The organism is Rhodobacter maritimus, from assembly GCF_058747975.1.
Window position 1 is genome coordinate 1492229 of record NZ_CM179095.1, and the last position, 15342, is coordinate 1507570.

Here is a 15342-nt window from a genome sequence, read left to right on the forward strand (position 1 = left end):
GTTGGGGATGGTTATCTGGCCCCGCCGCCGGTGGAGGAATTCATGACCAGTCACGTCGGGGCCGATGATATGCGGTCCAGCTCGGTTACGGGTATTGCGCTGATGTGCGTGGGGGTTGCGTGCCTTTGCGTGAACGACGCTATCGGCAAGACCCTGACGGCGAATTATTCGCCCTTGCAGATCCTGTTCCTGCGCAACGCCATCGCGTTGCCGGTGGCGGCGCTTGTGGCGCTGCGGCTGGGTGGCGCGCGGGCGCTTCGGTCGCATCGCCCGGCCGCGCATCTTCTGCGCGGCGCGCTCTGGCTTTGCGCGGCGACCCTGTTCTTCACCGGCCTCAGCCATCTGGGCCTGGCCGAGGCGACCACGCTGGTCTTTGTCGCGCCGGTCTTCATCACGGCACTGTCCGCGCTTTTCCTGAAAGAGCGGGTAGGCTGGCGGCGCTGGTCGGCGGTGCTTCTGGGCTTCGTCGGTGTCCTTGTGGTGGTGCGCCCCGGCAGCGCGACCTTTCAGCTTGCCTCGCTCTATCCGCTGTCGACCGCCTTCTTCTATGCGGTCCTGATGCTCAGCGCGCGGTGGGTCGATCCGCGCGAAAGCGTCTGGACCTTGATGCTTTACCTTGTCGGCGCGGGCGGGCTGCTGAGCGGGATCGCAAGCCTTTTCGTCTGGGTGCCGATCCGCCCCGAGGATCTGTGGCTGTTCGTGGCGATCGCGCTTTTCGGAACCGCCGGGATGACGATGATGACGCAGGCGTTCCGCGTGGCGCCCGCGGCGATGGTCGCGCCCTTCGACTATACCGCGCTGATCTGGGCGTCGCTTCTGGGCTGGCTGATCTGGGCCGAGCGGCCCGACCTGTTCACATGGATCGGCGCCGCGATCATCATCCTCAGCGGCATGATCATCGTTCTGCGCGAAGGGCGCGCGGGCCGCTAGGCCGCGCGCGCCCCTGCTGCCCGTCAGCCCATCTGGTAGCCGGGGGTCGAGCGCGAGATCTCAAGCTCGGCCGCGTCCATCTCTTCGGGGATTTCCTGGAACAGGGGGGTGGAAAGGTAGCGCTCGCCCGTGTCGGGCAGCATCGCAAGGATCGCGGTGCCGGGGGGTGCGCTTTCGGCCACCCGCATGGCGACCGCGAAGGTCGCCCCGCCCGAAATGCCCGTCAGGATCCCCTCGCTTGCCGCAAGTTTCTGCGCCCAGGCGATGCCCTCGGGGCCGGGCACGGTGACGAGATCGTCAAAGCCGCGATTGTCCAGCGCCTCTTGCAGCACGAAGGGGATGAAATCCGGGGTCCAGCCCTGGATCGGGTGCGGCTCGAACGCGGGATGGCTGATGGCGGGCGATCCGTCCTCGCCCCGCGCCTGGGCCTGCCCGCTTGAGACGAGGGCGGCATTGGCGGGCTCTGCCAGCACGATCTTCGTGTCCGGGAGCTCCTTGCGCAGCACGCGCGACACGCCGGTCAGCGTGCCGCCGGTGCCATAGCCCGTCACGACGTAATCCAGCCTGCGCCCCGCGAAATCGCCAAGGATTTCTTGCGCGGTGGTGTTTTCGTGGATGTCGGCATTGGCGGATGTCTCAAATTGCCGGGCCAGGAACCAGCCGTGCTTGCGCGCCAGTTCGACCGCCTTGTTATACATGCCCGTGCCCTTTTCGGCCCGCGGCGTAAGGATGACCTTCGCGCCGAACATCCGCATCAGCCGGCGCCGCTCGACCGAGAAGCTTTCGGCCATCGTCACCACCAGCGGATAGCCTTTCTGCGCGCAGACCATGGCAAGGCCGATGCCGGTATTGCCGCTTGTCGCCTCGACCACGGTCTGGCCGGGCTTCAGCGCACCGGAACGCTCGGCCGCCTCGATGATGTTCAGCGAGAGCCTGTCCTTGACCGAGGCGGCGGGGTTGAAGAACTCGGCCTTCACGAAAAGCTCGACCCCTTTCGGGGCAAGCCTGTTGATGCGGATGACCGGGGTGTCGCCCACGGTGTCGAGGATGGTGTCATAGATCCGGCCACGGCCCTTGGTCTTGCGTATCGTTCCTGTCGTCATCTGGGGTGTCCTTCCTGCTGTTGCGGCAGGGACCGGCGGCGCGGCAGGGGGCAGATTCGCCCGCCCCGCGCGGCCGTGCCCGGGCCCGGTCCTGCGGGGATCATGCCCCAAGCGTGCCAAACGGCCAAGCCCGCCCGTGCGCGGGGTGCGGCACGGACGCCCGGTCAATCCATCGGATGGATCACGCGGTGCAGGAAATCCTGCGTGCGCGGATGCTGGGGGTTGCGCAGGATGTCCTGCGGCGGCCCCTGTTCGACGATCGTGCCCGATTCAAGAAACAGGACACGGTCCGCCACCGCACGGGCAAAGCCCATCTCATGGGTCACGACCACCATGGTCATGCCTTCGGCCGCCACGTCGCGCATCACCGACAGAACCTCGCCCACCAGCTCGGGATCAAGCGCCGATGTCGGTTCGTCGAACAGGATCGCCCTGGGCTGCATGGCAAGCGCGCGCGCAATGGCCACGCGCTGCTGCTGCCCGCCGGACAACTGGCCCGGAAAGCTGTCGTATTTCCCGGCAAGCCCCACCTTTTCCAGCAGGCTTGCGGCCAGGTCGCGCGCCTCGGCGCGTTTCATGCCCTTGACGTAGACCGGGCCTTCCATGACGTTCTCGATCGCGCTGCGATGCGGAAACAGGTTGAAGCGCTGGAACACCATCGACACCTGTGTGCGCAGCTTTGCGATGGAGCGATCCGCCGGATCGACCTTCGTGCCCTCGACCGTGATCGCGCCGCTGTCATAGGTCTCCAGCCCGTTGATGCAGCGCAGGATCGTCGATTTCCCCGACCCCGAGGGGCCGATGATGCAGACGACCTCGCCCTTGTCCACCTCGAAGGAGACGCCCTTGATTACCTCGAACGTGCCGAAAGACTTGCGAATGTCCTGAACCGAAATCATGACTGCGAATACCTCCGTTCAAGATGGCGGGTCAGGAAAGTGAGCGGCAGGCTCAGCGCCAGGTAGATCAGCGCGACCAGCGTGAACACCGTCATGTTGTCGAAGGTCGAGGCCGCGATAAGCTGGCCCTGCCGTGTCAGCTCGGCCACCGTGATGGTCGAGACGAGCGAGGAATCCTTGAGCATCATGATGATCGTGTTGCCGAAGGGCGGAAGCACGATGCGCACCGCCTGCGGCATGATCACCCGGCGCATGACAAGCCCGTCGGTCATGCCGATGGAATGGGCCGCCTCGATCTGGCCGCGGTCGATGGCCTCGATCCCGGCGCGGAAATTCTCGGCCTGATAGGCGGAATAGGCGATGCCAAGGCCGATGATCCCGGCCTGCACGGCGGTCAGGTTCAATCCGATGTCGGGCATCACGAAGTAGATGTAGAACAGCTGGACGATGATCGGGATCCCCCGGATAACCGTGATGAAGGTCCGTGCGAACCCGGCAAGAAGCGGGATGCGCGACCACATCATGATCGCCCAGGCAAAGCCCAGCACCGTGCTGAGAACCACCGAGAACAGCGTGACGACCAGGGTAAGGACAACCCCCTCCATCAGGATTGGAAGGTAGTTGCCCGCGCCGGTGATAAAACCTGACATTCAATCTCCTGCGGATATAGATGTAGGGGGTGGGCGGCAGGCATTCCCCGCCGCCCGCGGGGGGCGGGTCAGTTGATGCCCCACTTCTGGACGATCTCATCCAGCTTGCCCGAGGCCTTGATGGCCGCCAGCCCCGCGTTGATCTTGGCCAGAAGTTCGGTGTCGTCCTGACGCACGGCGATTGCGACATTGCCTGTGACCTGGCTTTCGTATTCCGCCACCAGGCGCACGTCCGAGGCGCCCTGCGAAAGCTGGTAGCCCACGATCGGGCGGTCGCCGAAGCCTGCGTCGATTCGGCCAAGGGACACGTCGCGCATGATGTCCGCGATGGTGTCGTAGACCTTGACCTCCGCGAACTTGCCGCTGGCCTTCAGGGGCTCGATATAGGCGGTGCCGACCTGCGCGCCCGCGACCTTGCCCTCAAGATCGTCAAGCGAGGTGTAGGTGCCGGTGTCGTCGGCCTTGACGAAAAGCCCTTCGCCATAGGTGTAGACGGTATCGCTGAAGCTGACGACCTTGGCGCGTTCTTCGGTGGCGTACATGGCTGCGGCGATGATGTCGATCTTGCCGCTGGTCAGCGAAGGGATCAGCGCGCTCCATTGCGTCGCCTCGACCTCGGGGGTGAAGCCCTCGACCTCGCCGATGGCCTTGATGATGTCGACCATCACGCCGTCGATCTGGTTGGTGTTCACGTCAAGAAAGGTGAACGGAACGCCCGAGGGCGTCGAGCCGACCTTGTAGGTCGTGTCCTGCGCGAGGGCGGTGCCGGTCAGCATGCCACTGGTCAGCAGCGCCACCGCGGCACCGCGAACAATGCGAGTGAAGTGTGTCATGGTATCTCCCGTTGCGTTGCGCGACCTGTGTTGGTTTGATATATATTGAAATTCAGGCCGAGTTATTTCAGTCTGACGAAATCAGACCGGGGTTGTCAACCAAATGAATCCGTTCAAACCACCTCTTGCAGAAGATGCCACGCCCGCGGGGCCGGAAGATGCCGACAGCATCGGCGCACGGCTGCGCCTGCGCCGCAAGGTGCGGGGGCTGTCGCTGAAAGAGGTGGCACAACGGGCCGAAATCTCGATCGGGCTGCTCAGCCAGATCGAGCGCGGACTGACGATGCCCTCGGTCCGTTCGCTTGGGGCGGTCTGCGCGGCGTTGGAGATGCCGGTCGGCTGGCTTTTCGATGCGCCCGATTCGGGGGGCGGGAATGGCATTGTTGTGCGCAGCCATCACCGCAGGGTTCTGGATCTTGGCTCCAAGGGCATGGTGAAGGAGCTGATGACGCCCGACAGTTGCGGCGGCATCCAGATGATGCGGCTGGTCATCCGGCCTGGCGGATCGACAGGCGATACCCCCTACAACCATCCCGAAGGCGCCAAATGCGGCACCGTCCTGTCCGGTGTGCTGGGCCTTGAGGTCGACGGTGAGGTGTTTCGCGTGGCGGCCGGCGACAGTTTCGCCTTCGAGGCGAAGCGGATGATCCGCTTCTGGTGCGACGGCGACCAGACGACCGAGGCCTTATGGGTGGTGACGCCCGCAGTCTACTGAATGGCAAGGATGGAAACGGGAATGATCAGCAACGAAACCGAAGTGATCGCCAATTCACTCTGGACGGCCACCGCCAACCCGGCCCCGGATTGCCCGCCCTTGCAGGGCGCGGCAGAGTGCGACGTGGCGATCATCGGTGGTGGTTTCACCGGGCTTTCGGCCGCGCTGCACCTGGCCGAGCGCGGCACGCGTGTGGTGGTGCTTGAGGCGCAATCGCCCGGATGGGCGGCCTCGGGGCGCAACGGGGGGCAGGTGAATCCCGGCCTCAAGGAAGATCCTGATACCGTCGAGGCGCGCTTCGGGGCGGATATGGGCGGGCGCATGGTCGCCCTGTCGGGTGGGGCGGGGCAGCTCGTCTTCGATCTGATCCGCCGACTGGACATCCGCTGCGATGCCCGTCAGACGGGCTGGATCCAGCCAGTGCACAGCGCCCAGTCCGAGGCCGTGGTGCGCGAGCGGGTCGCGCAATGGACCCGCCGCGGCGCGCCACTGCGCATGCTCTCGCGCGAGGACACGGCGGCGCTTCTGGGTACCGACCTCTATCGCTCGGCCATGATCGACGAGCGGGGCGGGAACCTGCATCCGCTGAACTACGCGCTTGGCCTGGCCGAGGCCGCGCAGCGTGCCGGGGCCGCGATCCACGGGCAAAGCCGCGTGACCGGCTTTGAAAGCCGCGCGGATCATCATGTGCTGCGCGCGGCCGGCGGGCAGGTGCGGGCGAAAAAGGTTCTTCTGTGCACCAACGGCTATACCGACGGGCTGATCGCGCCGATGCGCCGCACGGTGGTGCCGATCCGTTCGGTTCAGGTGGCGACCGACATCCTGCCCGAGGAGATCGCGGGCAAGATCCTGCCGCAGGGGCATTCCGCCTCGGACAGCCGGCGGCTTCTGCTTTACTTCCGCAAGGACGCGGCGGGGCGTTTCGTGATGGGCGGGCGCGGGGATTACAGCGACCAGGGCACGCTGCGCCAGATGCAGGCGCTGCGCGAAGCCTCGGTGCGGCTTTATCCCGCGCTGCGGGACGTGCGCTGGTCCTATTCCTGGGGCGGGTTCGTTGCGATGACGCAGGATCACTATCCCCATCTGGATCTGGTCGGGCCGGGGGTGATGGCGGCCATGGGGTATAACGGTCGTGGCGTGGCGATGGCGACTGCGCTTGGCAAGGTGATGGCGGACTGGGCCGGTGGAACGCCCGAGGCGGCGCTGGACTACCCCGTCACGCGCCCGCGCCCGATCCCGTTCTATTTCATGCGCAAGCCTGCGGTGATGGCGACCGTCGCCTGGTCGCGTTTCCGCGATTCGCTGGAACGCTGAGCGTCGGTTTCCACGGAACCACCGGAAGATCTTTGGGGTTTTGCGTTGTGAAGGGGGGCGGATCCGTGCTTGGCTGTGCGGACGCCGCCGCCCGACCCACCAGCACCGGAGCCCCGCGCCGATGTTCGAACTTGCCGGACCGTTTGCCGCCTATCTCGCGCTTGCGATCCTTTTTGCGCTGTTTGTCGCCTTTACCATCGAGAAATACCCGCCCGAGGTGACCGCCGCCGGGGCAGCGGCGCTTTTTATCGTCCTTGGCCTGGTGCCCTATGACCGGGTGATGGATGTCTTCGCCAATTCGGCGCCGATCACCATCGGTGCAATGTTCGTCGTCTCTGGCGCGCTGGTGCGGACGGGGGTGCTGGACGCGCTGGCCAACATGGTGATCGCGCGGGCGCAGGAACGGCCTTTGCTGGCGGTGGCAATTTTTCTTCTGGCGGCGGTGGCGGCCTCGGCCTTCATGAACAACACGCCCGTCGTTCTTGTGCTGATCCCGGTGGTGGTGCGGCTGGCGGCCAGCATGAAGCTGGCGCCGACCCGGCTATTGATCCCGCTGTCCTACATGGCAATCCTTGGCGGCACCTGCACGCTGATCGGCACCTCGACGAATATCCTTGTCGACGGTATCGCGCGCGAGAACGGGCTTGCGCCCTTCTCGATCTTCGAGATCGCGCCCGTGGGGCTGATCGCCACGCTGGTTGGCGGGGTTTCGCTTCTGGTGCTGGGGCCGTGGCTGCTACCCGACCGGGAAAGCGATGGCAGCACCGATGCCGGCGAAGAGACCGAGTTCCTGTCAGAGATCACCATCCGCGAAAGCTATCCGCATATCGGCACGCCACTTGGCGAGATCGCGGATTTTCAGCGCGACGGCGTGCGGGTGCGTGGTGTGCGGCGCGCCGGGCAGATCGGGCGCGGTGGCCTTGATGACCTTGTGCTGCAAAAGGGCGATGCGGTCATCGTCGTCACCACGACGTCCGAACTTCTGACCTTCGCCGAACAGCCCGGCCTGTTCGTCGGCATGCGCCGCCGCTTCGAGCTTGACCCCGAAGAGCCGGTGAAGGTGGCCGAGGCCTTCGTCACCCCCAACCGCTCGAACGTGGGGCGGCGCATCGCGGATCTGGCGCTTGGGCGCAATACAGGCGTGCGCGTGCTGGGGGCGCACCGGCACGGCCATATCGCGGGGGCGGACCTGTCGAGCGTGCATCTGCGCCCGGCCGACAAGCTGCTTCTGGAAGGCCCGCCCGAGGGGCTGCGGTTGTTGTCCGAGGCGGGCCATCTGGTGGCGATCTCGGAACCCGGCGGGCGCGCCTACCGGCGGCGTCAGGCGCCGGTCGCGGTGCTGGCGCTGGTCGGGATCGTGGCGCTTGCCGCGCTTGACGTGATGCCGATCGGGATTCTGGCGCTTGTCGCGGTTGCGGCGATCCTGATCCTGCGTTGCATCGACAGCGACGAGGCGTGGAAATCCATCGACGGCGGGATTCTGGTGCTGATCTTCGCCATGCTGATCGTGGGCGCGGGGTTGGAGCATACCGGCGCGGTCGAGATGATCGTGGCCTTCGTCGCGCCCTGGCTTCAGGGGATGTCGCCCTTCGTGACGCTTCTGGCGGTCTATGCCATCGCCTCCTTCCTGACAGAGATCGTCACCAACAACGCCGTGGCGGTGCTGTTCACGCCCGTGGTCATCGCGCTTGCGGGTCAGCTTGGGGTGGACCCGCGCCCCTTCGCGGTGGCCGTGATGATGGCCGCAAGTGCCAGCTTCGCAACGCCCATCGGCTATCAGACGAACACGCTGGTTTACGGCGCCGGAAACTACCGCTTCGTGGATTTCCTGCGCATCGGCATCCCGATGAACGTGATCATCGGGGTGACCTCTGCGGTTGCGATCAGCATCTTCTTCCCGCTCTGAAGAGGCGCGTTCAGCCCATGCGCAAAAGCGCCGCCAGCACGTCCGCGCGGCGCAGCATGCCCGCGAACTGCCCCCCTTCAAGAACCGGGAAGACGCGGTGGGGATGGGTCTGGAAGGCCTCGGCCGCGGTGATCAGATCGTCCGAGGCGGCAAGGGTGACAACCCCTTTCGTCATGTGATCGGCGACCGTGCCGGTCCATTCCTGATAATAGCTGGCATGCAGGGCAGGGCGGAAACAGTCCTTCTGCGTCAGGATGCCGGTCAGCGCGCCGCTGGCATCGGTGACCGGGGCGGCGGCGGCGCCATGCTCGACCAGCAGGGCGACGGCGCGGCGGATCGGCATATCGGGGGTCAGCACCGGGCCGCCGGTCTGCATCAGGGTGCGGATGCGGGCTGCGGTGCTCATGTCCGGCCGGCCCTTTCGCTGTCGGCGCGGTTGGGGCAGGTGTCGCAGGCGCCCTTGCCGATGCAGGACATCCCCCCGCACGAGGTCTGCACCGGCTCCTTGCCGAAGGCCAGCCGAAGCGCCAGCCCGCCGGCGGCCAGCACGAAAATGCCGATGGCGAAGATCACCTCCATGCGCGCTCCTTTCCCGTCGGGGGCATCATAGCAGATGGCGGGCGATGTCGCCCGTGCTCTCGTGGCGCAGGCCCGCGCCCTCGCGGATCAGGAACAGCGCCGAAAGGCTGTGTCGCCGGGCAAGGGCCGGGCCGTCGGTGGCCCCGGCGGCGGCAAGCGCCGTGGCCCAGCCATCGGCCAGCATCGCCGATGGCGCCATGACCGAGACCGAGGCAAGATCGCCCGCGACGGGCTCGGCCGTGCGCGGGTCGATGATATGGCTGTAGCTGCGCGCGCCTGCGCCGAAGCTTTGCGCCCGCCCGCCCGAGGTGGCCACCGCCATGCCCGCAAGGCGCAGCACCGCCGCGGTGCCGTTTGCATCGGGGCGCGGGTCTTCGACGGCCACCTGCCAGGGGCCGCCCGAAGGGTGGGTGCCGTGGCCGGCAAGCTCTCCGCCCAGGTCGATCAGGAAATCGTCGTGGCCCGCGCTCCGCACGAGTGCGGCGATCGCGTCAAGCGCGCGCCCCTTGGCGATGCCGCACAGATCGAGCGTCAGGCCCGCGCGCGCCTTCGTGCCATGCCCCGCGCCAAAGCCGAGCCCGTGCCAGTCGGGCGCGCCCTCGCCGGTGATCGGGCCAAAGCCCCAGCGGGCGACCAGCGGGCCGACGGTGGGATCGAACCGCCCGCCGCTTGCCGCGGCGATGCCAAGCGCGCTGCGGGCGACCATTGCGGTTTCCGCGGGCAGGGGGTGTTCGCCCGCGCCCGCGCGATTGAAGCGGCTGACCGCGCTGTCCGCGCGCCAGGGCGACATCTGGGCGTCGATCCCCGCGAGACGCGCGGCAATGGGCGCGCGCAGCCGTTCGGCCCCGGCCCCCGTGGGCAGCGCCAGCCGCCATGTGGTGGCGAAGGCCGGGCCGGCGATCATCTCGAGCGCGGGCGTGCCGGCGCGAAGCAGCCCCGGCGCGGCAAGGGCCGCCCCGGTCATGCCAAGAAAGGCGCGGCGGCTGGTGCGGATGGGCGGGTGCGGCATGGCTTACACTCCGAAATCGTCGTTGAAGATGGATTGCGGCTCGACCCCGAGGCGCTCCAGCGTGGCCAGCACCGCCGAGATCATCACCGGCGGGCCGCACAGGTAGTATTCGCAATCTTCCGGCGCGGGATGCCCGGCAAGCACGCGGCGCACGGTGTCATGGATGAAGCCGGTGGCGCCGGTCCAGCGGTCCCCCGGTGCGGGATCAGAGAGCGCGGGCGTCCAGGTGAAATTCGGATGCGCCTTGGCGATGGCGTCGAATTCCTCGGTATAGAACAGGTCGGCGGCCGTGCGCGCGCCGTAGAAATAGCGCATCTTGCGGCCGGTCTTCCGGCCGATCTGTTCGTGGATCATCGCGCGCAGCGGGGCCATGCCCACGCCGCCGCCGATGAACACCATCTCGCGCGTAGTGGGCTGGACGTGGAACTCTCCGAACGGGCCCGAAACCGGGATTTCGTCGCCCGGCTGGCGCGCGAAAAGCCAGGACGAGACGATGCCCGGCGGGATCGCGTCCTCCTGCCCGGCGGGGGGAACGGCTAGGCGGATGTTGAACACCAGCCGGCCCGCGGCGGCATCCTCGGGGCGGCAGGCGATGGAATAGGCCCGCGTCACCGGCCCCTCCGAGGCGCCGCGCAGCCCCGGCCAGCCCGCGATGCGCCAGGCCTCGGCAAAGGCGGGGTCAAGCGCGATCTGCGCGAAATCGAGCGTATAGGCCGGCGCGGTCAGCTGCATGAAGCCGCCCGCGCGAAAGTGCAGATCCTGCCCCTCGGGCAGTTGCAAAACCAGCTCGCGGATCAGGGGCGCCATCATCCGGTTCGAGACGACGCGGCAGGCAAACCCGCCGCCCGCGCCCAGCATATCCTGCGGCACGGTCACGTTGCAGGGGCCGCGCAGCACGGTCTGGCAGGCCAGGCGCATATGCGCGCGCCGCTCGGCGGCCGAAAGGATGCCGCGCTCGGTCGCCTGCGGCTCTCCCGCGCCCGCGCCGGTGACGGTTACGCGGCACAGCCCGCAGGTGCCCGAGCCGCCGCAGGCCGCCGGAATGCCGATGCCCGCGCCATGCAGCACGCCCAGAAGGCGGTCGCCGCGCGCGGCCTCGATCTGCGTGGCCTCGTTCACCGTCACCTGAAGCGCGCCCTGCGGGATCAGGCGGCGGCGCGCGGCCAGAAGCCCCAGCGTCAGCCCGAGCATGAGCGCGATCACGACAAGGCTGGCCAGCACGATCTCGGTCATGGCGCCACCATCTGGGCGAAGGCGGAAAAGCCAAGCGACATCATCCCGGTCAGCACGAAGGTGATGCCAAGCCCGCGCAGCCCCGCGGGCAGGTCGGCATAGGCCAGCCTGCGGCGCACCGCGGCCAGCATGATCACGGCAAGCGCAAAGCCCGTGCCGCTGCCAAGCCCGAAGACGGCCGACTGGGTCAGCGTATAGCTGCGCTCGACCATGAAGAGGCTGCCCGCCAGGATGGCGCATTGCACCGTCAGAAGCGGCAGGAACACCCCGAAGGCGGCGTGGATCGCGGGGAAGAACCGCTCCAGCAGCATCTCGAGCAGTTGCACCGTGGCGGCGATCACCCCGATGAAGGCCACCAGCGACAGGTAGGACAGGTCAAGGTCCGGCAGCCCCGCCCAGGCCCAGGCCCCCGGCGCCAGAAGCGCGGAATGCACGATCTGGTTGAGCGGCACCGTCACCCCCATCACCCCGATCATCGCCACGCCAAGGCCGATCGCGGTTTCGGTGCGCCGCGACAGCGCCAGAAAGGTGCACAGCCCCAGAAACAGCGTCAGCGGCATGTTCTCGACGAAGGTGGCGCGCAGGAAAAGGCCGGCCAGATCGTTCATTCGGCGCCCTCCCCGAGGGCGGGCGGGGTGAACTCGGCCGGTTCGGCCTGTTCGGGGCGGATCGTGCGCAGCGCCCAGACCAGCCCGCCCAGAAGGAAGAACGCGCTTGGCGCCAGCAGCATCAGGTTCAGCGGCGTGAACCAGCCGCCCTGATCGGCCAGCGGCAGCACCTGCCAGCCCAGAAGCTTGCCCGCGCCGAACAGTTCCCGCAGCCCGCCCAGAACCGCCAGCACCAGCGAATAGCCCAGCCCGTTGCCAAGCGCGTCCAGCATCGAGGGCAGGGGCGGGTTCAGCCGCGCATAGGATTCCGTGCGCCCCAGGACAAGGCAGTTCGTGGTGATCAGGCTGACAAAGACCGACAGTTTCCGGCTGATCTCGAACAGGTAGGCCTGAAGCAACTGGTCGATCACGATCACCAGCGAGGCCACGATGACGATCTGCACGATCAGCCGGATCGAATCGGGAATATGGCGCCGGATCAGGCTGATGATCCCCGCCGAAAGCACCAGCACCGCCGTCAGCGAGGCCGCCATCGTCAGCGCGGTGGCAAGCGAGGTGGTGACCGCAAGCGCCGAGCAGATCCCGAGGATCTGGAGCATGATCGGGTTCTGCCGCACCAGCGGATCGGTCAGGGTGGACCACAGGGGGGAGGGCGCGGTCATGCTCAGAACTCTCCGCGCCGGATCGCCGCGATCAGCGGTCCATAGCCGTCGGGGCCCAGCCAGAAGCGCATGATCCGGGTGATCGCGTTGCCGGTGCGCGTGGCCCCGGTGATGCCGTCGACCTCGTGGCTGCTGGAGGCCGGCCCGCGCGCCACGGCAAAGCGCACCGTGCCGCTTTCATCGGCGAATTGCTTGCCTGCGAAATGCGCCTGCCAGGCGGGTTCCTCGATCCGGGCACCAAGGCCCGGCGTCTCGGACTGGCGGGTCACGGCCATTCCGGCGATGGTGTTCATGTCGCCGCGCAGCGCCACGATCGCGTCGATCCGGCCGTTGAAGCCCGCGCCGCCCACCGGCAGCAGCACAAGCGAGATCCGGTCGCTTTCGTCGCGCAACAGGAAGATCTGCGCGTAATCGGGCCGCTGGCCCAGCTCGGCGATGTCGGCGGCGGGGTCAAGGGCGGTCCAGTTGCCCGGATCGGCAAGCGCGGCGCCAAGCGTGTCGGGGGTGACATCGCCGGCCGCCGCGCCGCGGGCCAGGTCGATCACCACGGTGCTGAGGCTGCCGCCCGCGCTGTTCAAAAGTTCGGACATGCCGGGGATGCCCGCCACCAGCGCCTCGATGCGGGCCTGTTCCTCGGCCGCGCGGTTGGCCGTCTGGATCGGGCGCAGGATCACCGTCGCCGCGCTGACCAGCACCGCGCAGACCGCCGAGACAAGGAAGGCCATCACGATCGTCTTCGTGCGGCTTTCGTTGGGCATGGCCAGCAGGCGGCGCCAGGCCGCGATGGGGCTGAGGTCAGCCATGACGTCTCCTTCGGCGCAAAAGCCAGATTGCGATGGTGGACTCGTCCAGAAGCGGCGCGGCGAGCGAGGCGAAAAGCGCCGCCGACACCGCGATCTGCACGGGGGCCGCGCCTTCCCAGTGCAGGGCGAACAGCACCACGAGGCCACCGTAGAGGATCCCGTTCAGCCAGCGGCCCGGCCGCGTGGCGGCACTTGCCACCGGGTCGCAGACCAGCAGGACCAGCACCAGCGCCGCGGCGGGCAGCGCCTCCGCCGGATCGGCGCCAAGCGCCAGGGCGGCGGCGGGCGCAAGCGCCGCGCCCAGGATCACGCGCCCCGGCATCACGCCCGCCAGCACGCCGATCAGCGCGGCGGGGATCGCGGCCCAGATCACCGGGATCGCAGGCTCGGGCCAGGGCGCGGCCGGAAAGCCGAAGCCAAGGAAGGCCAGCGTGACCGTGGCCGGGTTGAGCACGTTGCGCCCCCAGCCGCCAAAGACCAGCTCGGCCATGACCGACCCGAAGCTGATGCCAAGGATCAGGCGCAGCAGGCCAAGCTCTTCGGGGGCAAGGATCGCCACGGCAAGCGCCGTCACCGCACCCGCAAAGGACGGGGGCTGGGCGCGTGCCAGCATGAAGATCAGGTGCCACAGCCCCGATACGATCAGCGCCAGCACCAGCCGCAGGAATGCCTCGGCCCCGCCGAACCACAGCCAGACGAGGGCCACGGGCATGAAGGCGGCCAGCAGCATCAGCGCGACGGTCTCGCGGTCCCATATGCCGCGGATCATGGTGCCTCCTCCGCTTCGATGCGCGCCAGCATCCCGCGCAGCAGGGCCGCAAGGCGGGGCTCGGCGCCGGTGACGTAATCGGCAAGGGCGAGGTCTTCCTCCAGAAGCGACAGCGCCCCCAACCGGATCGCGGTTTCGTCATCGCCCGCGGACAGCGCGCGCACCAGCGCCGCCGCCGGAAAGGCCGCGCCAAGCGCTTGTTCCAGCGCCGCGGTGGGGATGATCGGGCGCGGGCGGGCGGCCCGGCCAAGTGCCGCGCGGAACCAGTGCGCGCGGGCCCCGCCGCCCGGCACCCGCGCCAGCACCGAGACCTGGCGGTCGCGCAGGCCAAGCCAATGGGCCTTGCGCCCGTCAAGCGGTGCGCCCGACAGCAGCACATGATTGCCCGGCCGCACGGCCCCATGGCTCAGCCCGCGCAGATCCGCGCCGGGCTGGCAGCGCAGGAGGCGGGTCTCCGCAAGCGCGGGGCCGGCCAAGCTGACCAGCCGCGTTTCGGGCAAAAGGCCGGTTTCCAGCAACGCGCCCAGACCGGCCACATCCTCGGCATGGATGTCCCAGACGGTGGCGGTAATGCGGGCCGGATGGTGGTGATGCATCTGCAACCCGGCAAGGCCCTGCGGATGGCGCGCGCCCACATGGACGATCCGCAGCCTGCCGCGCGCGGCCCCGGCCTCGGCCAGCGGCGCGCCCTTCGGCTGGCACAGCACCACGGGCCCGCCGGTCAACCGCGCAAGCGCGTCAAGCCCGCGCGCAAACGCCTCGTGCCGCCCGGTAAGGGCCTGCGCGGGGTCCGGCGCGAAGGGGCGGGTATCGGCGGCCATCACGAAGATCGCGGCGGGCACCTCGTCGGGGCGGGGCATGTGACCGAAGGGGCGGCTGCGCAACAGCGGCCAGAGCCCCGCGCCCTGCAACAGCGCCCGCAGCGCCCCGGCGCCGGCATCCCCAAGCGCGGCGGCGGTGTCGAAGGCGTGGCGGCCGGCCGCATCCTCGCGGAACAGCACGATCTCGCCCAGCTTGCGGCCCGGGCGCAGATCGACCGAGGCGATACGGCCCGCCATCGGTGCGCCCAGAACGATGCCGGGCGCGGCGCGCAGCCGGGCCACGGGCGCCCCCTGCGCCACAAGCGCGCCTTCGGCCGCGATCATCTCGATGCGCAGATCCTGATCGGGGGCGGCGCTGATCGCGGCCTCTTCGGTCAACAGGACCGCCCCCGCCCCGGCGGCGCGCGGCGCTGTCCTGATCGGCAGGCTCAGGCCTGCGCGGAATTCTGTGCCCAGCATCTGTCCTCCGGCCTTGCCACCAGAACGGTAGTCATGCTGCGATTGCCCG

The 15342-nt window shown here is 68.3% G+C and carries 17 protein-coding genes; 4 read left to right on the plus strand and 13 right to left on the minus strand.

Annotated elements, in window-relative coordinates:
* The first annotated feature begins 42 nt into the window (after positions 1-42).
* The gene (locus AC4PTO_RS07590; RefSeq protein ID WP_492733128.1) at positions 43-930 is read left to right on the plus strand and encodes a DMT family transporter; all 888 of its coding nucleotides are present in this window, start codon (positions 43-45) and stop codon (positions 928-930) included.
* Between the two features lie 23 nt (positions 931-953).
* On the opposite strand, the gene AC4PTO_RS07595 is transcribed toward AC4PTO_RS07590, so the two are convergent.
* From AC4PTO_RS07595 to AC4PTO_RS07610, 4 genes are all read right to left on the minus strand, one after another.
* A complete protein-coding gene (locus tag AC4PTO_RS07595) occupies positions 954-2033 on the minus strand; it encodes a PLP-dependent cysteine synthase family protein (RefSeq protein WP_492733129.1) in 1080 nt (359 codons plus the stop codon).
* A gap of 164 nt (positions 2034-2197) precedes the next feature.
* Positions 2198-2932 (minus strand): amino acid ABC transporter ATP-binding protein, encoded by a 735-nt coding sequence (locus tag AC4PTO_RS07600; protein ID WP_492733130.1) that lies wholly within the window; start codon positions 2930-2932, stop codon positions 2198-2200.
* On the minus strand, positions 2929-3582 hold the full coding sequence (locus AC4PTO_RS07605; RefSeq protein ID WP_492733131.1) for an amino acid ABC transporter permease: 654 nt from the start codon (positions 3580-3582) through the stop codon (positions 2929-2931). Before AC4PTO_RS07605 ends, AC4PTO_RS07600 begins: the two co-directional genes overlap by 4 nt.
* A 68-nt stretch (positions 3583-3650) precedes the next feature.
* Positions 3651-4415, minus strand: coding sequence for an ABC transporter substrate-binding protein (locus tag AC4PTO_RS07610; protein WP_492733132.1), 765 nt, complete (start codon positions 4413-4415; stop codon positions 3651-3653).
* A 103-nt stretch (positions 4416-4518) separates the two neighbouring features.
* On the opposite strand from AC4PTO_RS07610, the gene AC4PTO_RS07615 reads away from it, so the two are divergent.
* The 3 genes from AC4PTO_RS07615 (at position 4519) to AC4PTO_RS07625 (ending at position 8350) form a co-directional block, all read left to right on the plus strand.
* A complete protein-coding gene (locus AC4PTO_RS07615) occupies positions 4519-5130 on the plus strand; it encodes a helix-turn-helix domain-containing protein (protein ID WP_492733133.1) in 612 nt (203 codons plus the stop codon).
* A gap of 21 nt (positions 5131-5151) precedes the next feature.
* Positions 5152-6444 (plus strand): NAD(P)/FAD-dependent oxidoreductase, encoded by a 1293-nt coding sequence (locus AC4PTO_RS07620; protein ID WP_492733134.1) that lies wholly within the window; start codon positions 5152-5154, stop codon positions 6442-6444.
* Between the two features lie 121 nt (positions 6445-6565).
* The gene (locus AC4PTO_RS07625) at positions 6566-8350 is read left to right on the plus strand and encodes an SLC13 family permease (protein ID WP_492733135.1); all 1785 of its coding nucleotides are present in this window, start codon (positions 6566-6568) and stop codon (positions 8348-8350) included.
* 10 nt (positions 8351-8360) lie between these two features.
* Here the strand turns inward: AC4PTO_RS07625 and AC4PTO_RS07630 are convergent, their stop codons facing one another.
* Genes AC4PTO_RS07630 through AC4PTO_RS07670 form a run of 9 tightly spaced genes read right to left on the minus strand, consistent with a single transcriptional unit; the run spans position 8361 to position 15293 of the window.
* Complete coding sequence (locus AC4PTO_RS07630) at positions 8361-8756, minus strand: CBS domain-containing protein (protein WP_492733136.1); 396 nt, start codon at positions 8754-8756, stop codon at positions 8361-8363.
* Positions 8753-8929 (minus strand): (Na+)-NQR maturation NqrM, encoded by a 177-nt coding sequence (nqrM, locus tag AC4PTO_RS07635; RefSeq protein ID WP_492733137.1) that lies wholly within the window; start codon positions 8927-8929, stop codon positions 8753-8755. The genes AC4PTO_RS07630 and nqrM overlap by 4 nt, the downstream gene beginning before the upstream one ends.
* A 25-nt stretch (positions 8930-8954) precedes the next feature.
* Positions 8955-9938, minus strand: coding sequence for an FAD:protein FMN transferase (locus tag AC4PTO_RS07640; protein ID WP_492733138.1), 984 nt, complete (start codon positions 9936-9938; stop codon positions 8955-8957).
* 3 nt (positions 9939-9941) lie between these two features.
* On the minus strand, positions 9942-11171 hold the full coding sequence (gene nqrF / locus AC4PTO_RS07645) for an NADH:ubiquinone reductase (Na(+)-transporting) subunit F (protein ID WP_492733139.1): 1230 nt from the start codon (positions 11169-11171) through the stop codon (positions 9942-9944).
* Positions 11168-11779 (minus strand): NADH:ubiquinone reductase (Na(+)-transporting) subunit E, encoded by a 612-nt coding sequence (gene nqrE, locus AC4PTO_RS07650; RefSeq protein ID WP_492733140.1) that lies wholly within the window; start codon positions 11777-11779, stop codon positions 11168-11170. Before nqrE ends, nqrF begins: the two co-directional genes overlap by 4 nt.
* The gene (locus AC4PTO_RS07655) at positions 11776-12441 is read right to left on the minus strand and encodes an NADH:ubiquinone reductase (Na(+)-transporting) subunit D (RefSeq protein ID WP_492733141.1); all 666 of its coding nucleotides are present in this window, start codon (positions 12439-12441) and stop codon (positions 11776-11778) included. Before AC4PTO_RS07655 ends, nqrE begins: the two co-directional genes overlap by 4 nt.
* Positions 12442-12443: 2 nt before the next feature.
* Positions 12444-13244, minus strand: a complete 801-nt coding sequence (nqrC, locus tag AC4PTO_RS07660; protein WP_492733142.1) for an NADH:ubiquinone reductase (Na(+)-transporting) subunit C — start codon at positions 13242-13244, stop codon at positions 12444-12446.
* On the minus strand, positions 13237-14013 hold the full coding sequence (locus AC4PTO_RS07665; protein ID WP_492733143.1) for an RnfABCDGE type electron transport complex subunit D: 777 nt from the start codon (positions 14011-14013) through the stop codon (positions 13237-13239). Before AC4PTO_RS07665 ends, nqrC begins: the two co-directional genes overlap by 8 nt.
* The gene (locus tag AC4PTO_RS07670) at positions 14010-15293 is read right to left on the minus strand and encodes a Na(+)-translocating NADH-quinone reductase subunit A (protein ID WP_492733144.1); all 1284 of its coding nucleotides are present in this window, start codon (positions 15291-15293) and stop codon (positions 14010-14012) included. Before AC4PTO_RS07670 ends, AC4PTO_RS07665 begins: the two co-directional genes overlap by 4 nt.
* Positions 15294-15342 lie beyond the last annotated feature (49 nt).

Excerpts from the sequence above, each read along its gene's own strand:
- AC4PTO_RS07620 (WP_492733134.1), top strand. The coding sequence starts at position 5,152 with ATGATCAGCAACGAAACCGAAGTGATCGCCAATTCACTCTGGACGGCC.
- nqrC (WP_492733142.1), bottom strand. The coding sequence starts at position 13,244 with ATGGCTGACCTCAGCCCCATCGCGGCCTGGCGCCGCCTGCTGGCCATG.
- AC4PTO_RS07655 (WP_492733141.1), bottom strand. The coding sequence starts at position 12,441 with ATGACCGCGCCCTCCCCCCTGTGGTCCACCCTGACCGATCCGCTGGTG.
- AC4PTO_RS07600 (WP_492733130.1), bottom strand. The coding sequence starts at position 2,932 with ATGATTTCGGTTCAGGACATTCGCAAGTCTTTCGGCACGTTCGAGGTA.
- nqrF (WP_492733139.1), bottom strand. The coding sequence starts at position 11,171 with ATGACCGAGATCGTGCTGGCCAGCCTTGTCGTGATCGCGCTCATGCTC.
- AC4PTO_RS07590 (WP_492733128.1), top strand. The coding sequence starts at position 43 with ATGACCAGTCACGTCGGGGCCGATGATATGCGGTCCAGCTCGGTTACG.
- AC4PTO_RS07610 (WP_492733132.1), bottom strand. The coding sequence starts at position 4,415 with ATGACACACTTCACTCGCATTGTTCGCGGTGCCGCGGTGGCGCTGCTG.
- AC4PTO_RS07665 (WP_492733143.1), bottom strand. The coding sequence starts at position 14,013 with ATGATCCGCGGCATATGGGACCGCGAGACCGTCGCGCTGATGCTGCTG.
- AC4PTO_RS07615 (WP_492733133.1), top strand. The coding sequence starts at position 4,519 with ATGAATCCGTTCAAACCACCTCTTGCAGAAGATGCCACGCCCGCGGGG.
- AC4PTO_RS07670 (WP_492733144.1), bottom strand. The coding sequence starts at position 15,293 with ATGCTGGGCACAGAATTCCGCGCAGGCCTGAGCCTGCCGATCAGGACA.
- AC4PTO_RS07605 (WP_492733131.1), bottom strand. The coding sequence starts at position 3,582 with ATGTCAGGTTTTATCACCGGCGCGGGCAACTACCTTCCAATCCTGATG.
- AC4PTO_RS07630 (WP_492733136.1), bottom strand. The coding sequence starts at position 8,756 with ATGAGCACCGCAGCCCGCATCCGCACCCTGATGCAGACCGGCGGCCCG.
- AC4PTO_RS07640 (WP_492733138.1), bottom strand. The coding sequence starts at position 9,938 with ATGCCGCACCCGCCCATCCGCACCAGCCGCCGCGCCTTTCTTGGCATG.
- AC4PTO_RS07625 (WP_492733135.1), top strand. The coding sequence starts at position 6,566 with ATGTTCGAACTTGCCGGACCGTTTGCCGCCTATCTCGCGCTTGCGATC.
- AC4PTO_RS07595 (WP_492733129.1), bottom strand. The coding sequence starts at position 2,033 with ATGACGACAGGAACGATACGCAAGACCAAGGGCCGTGGCCGGATCTAT.
- nqrE (WP_492733140.1), bottom strand. The coding sequence starts at position 11,779 with ATGAACGATCTGGCCGGCCTTTTCCTGCGCGCCACCTTCGTCGAGAAC.
- nqrM (WP_492733137.1), bottom strand. The coding sequence starts at position 8,929 with ATGGAGGTGATCTTCGCCATCGGCATTTTCGTGCTGGCCGCCGGCGGG.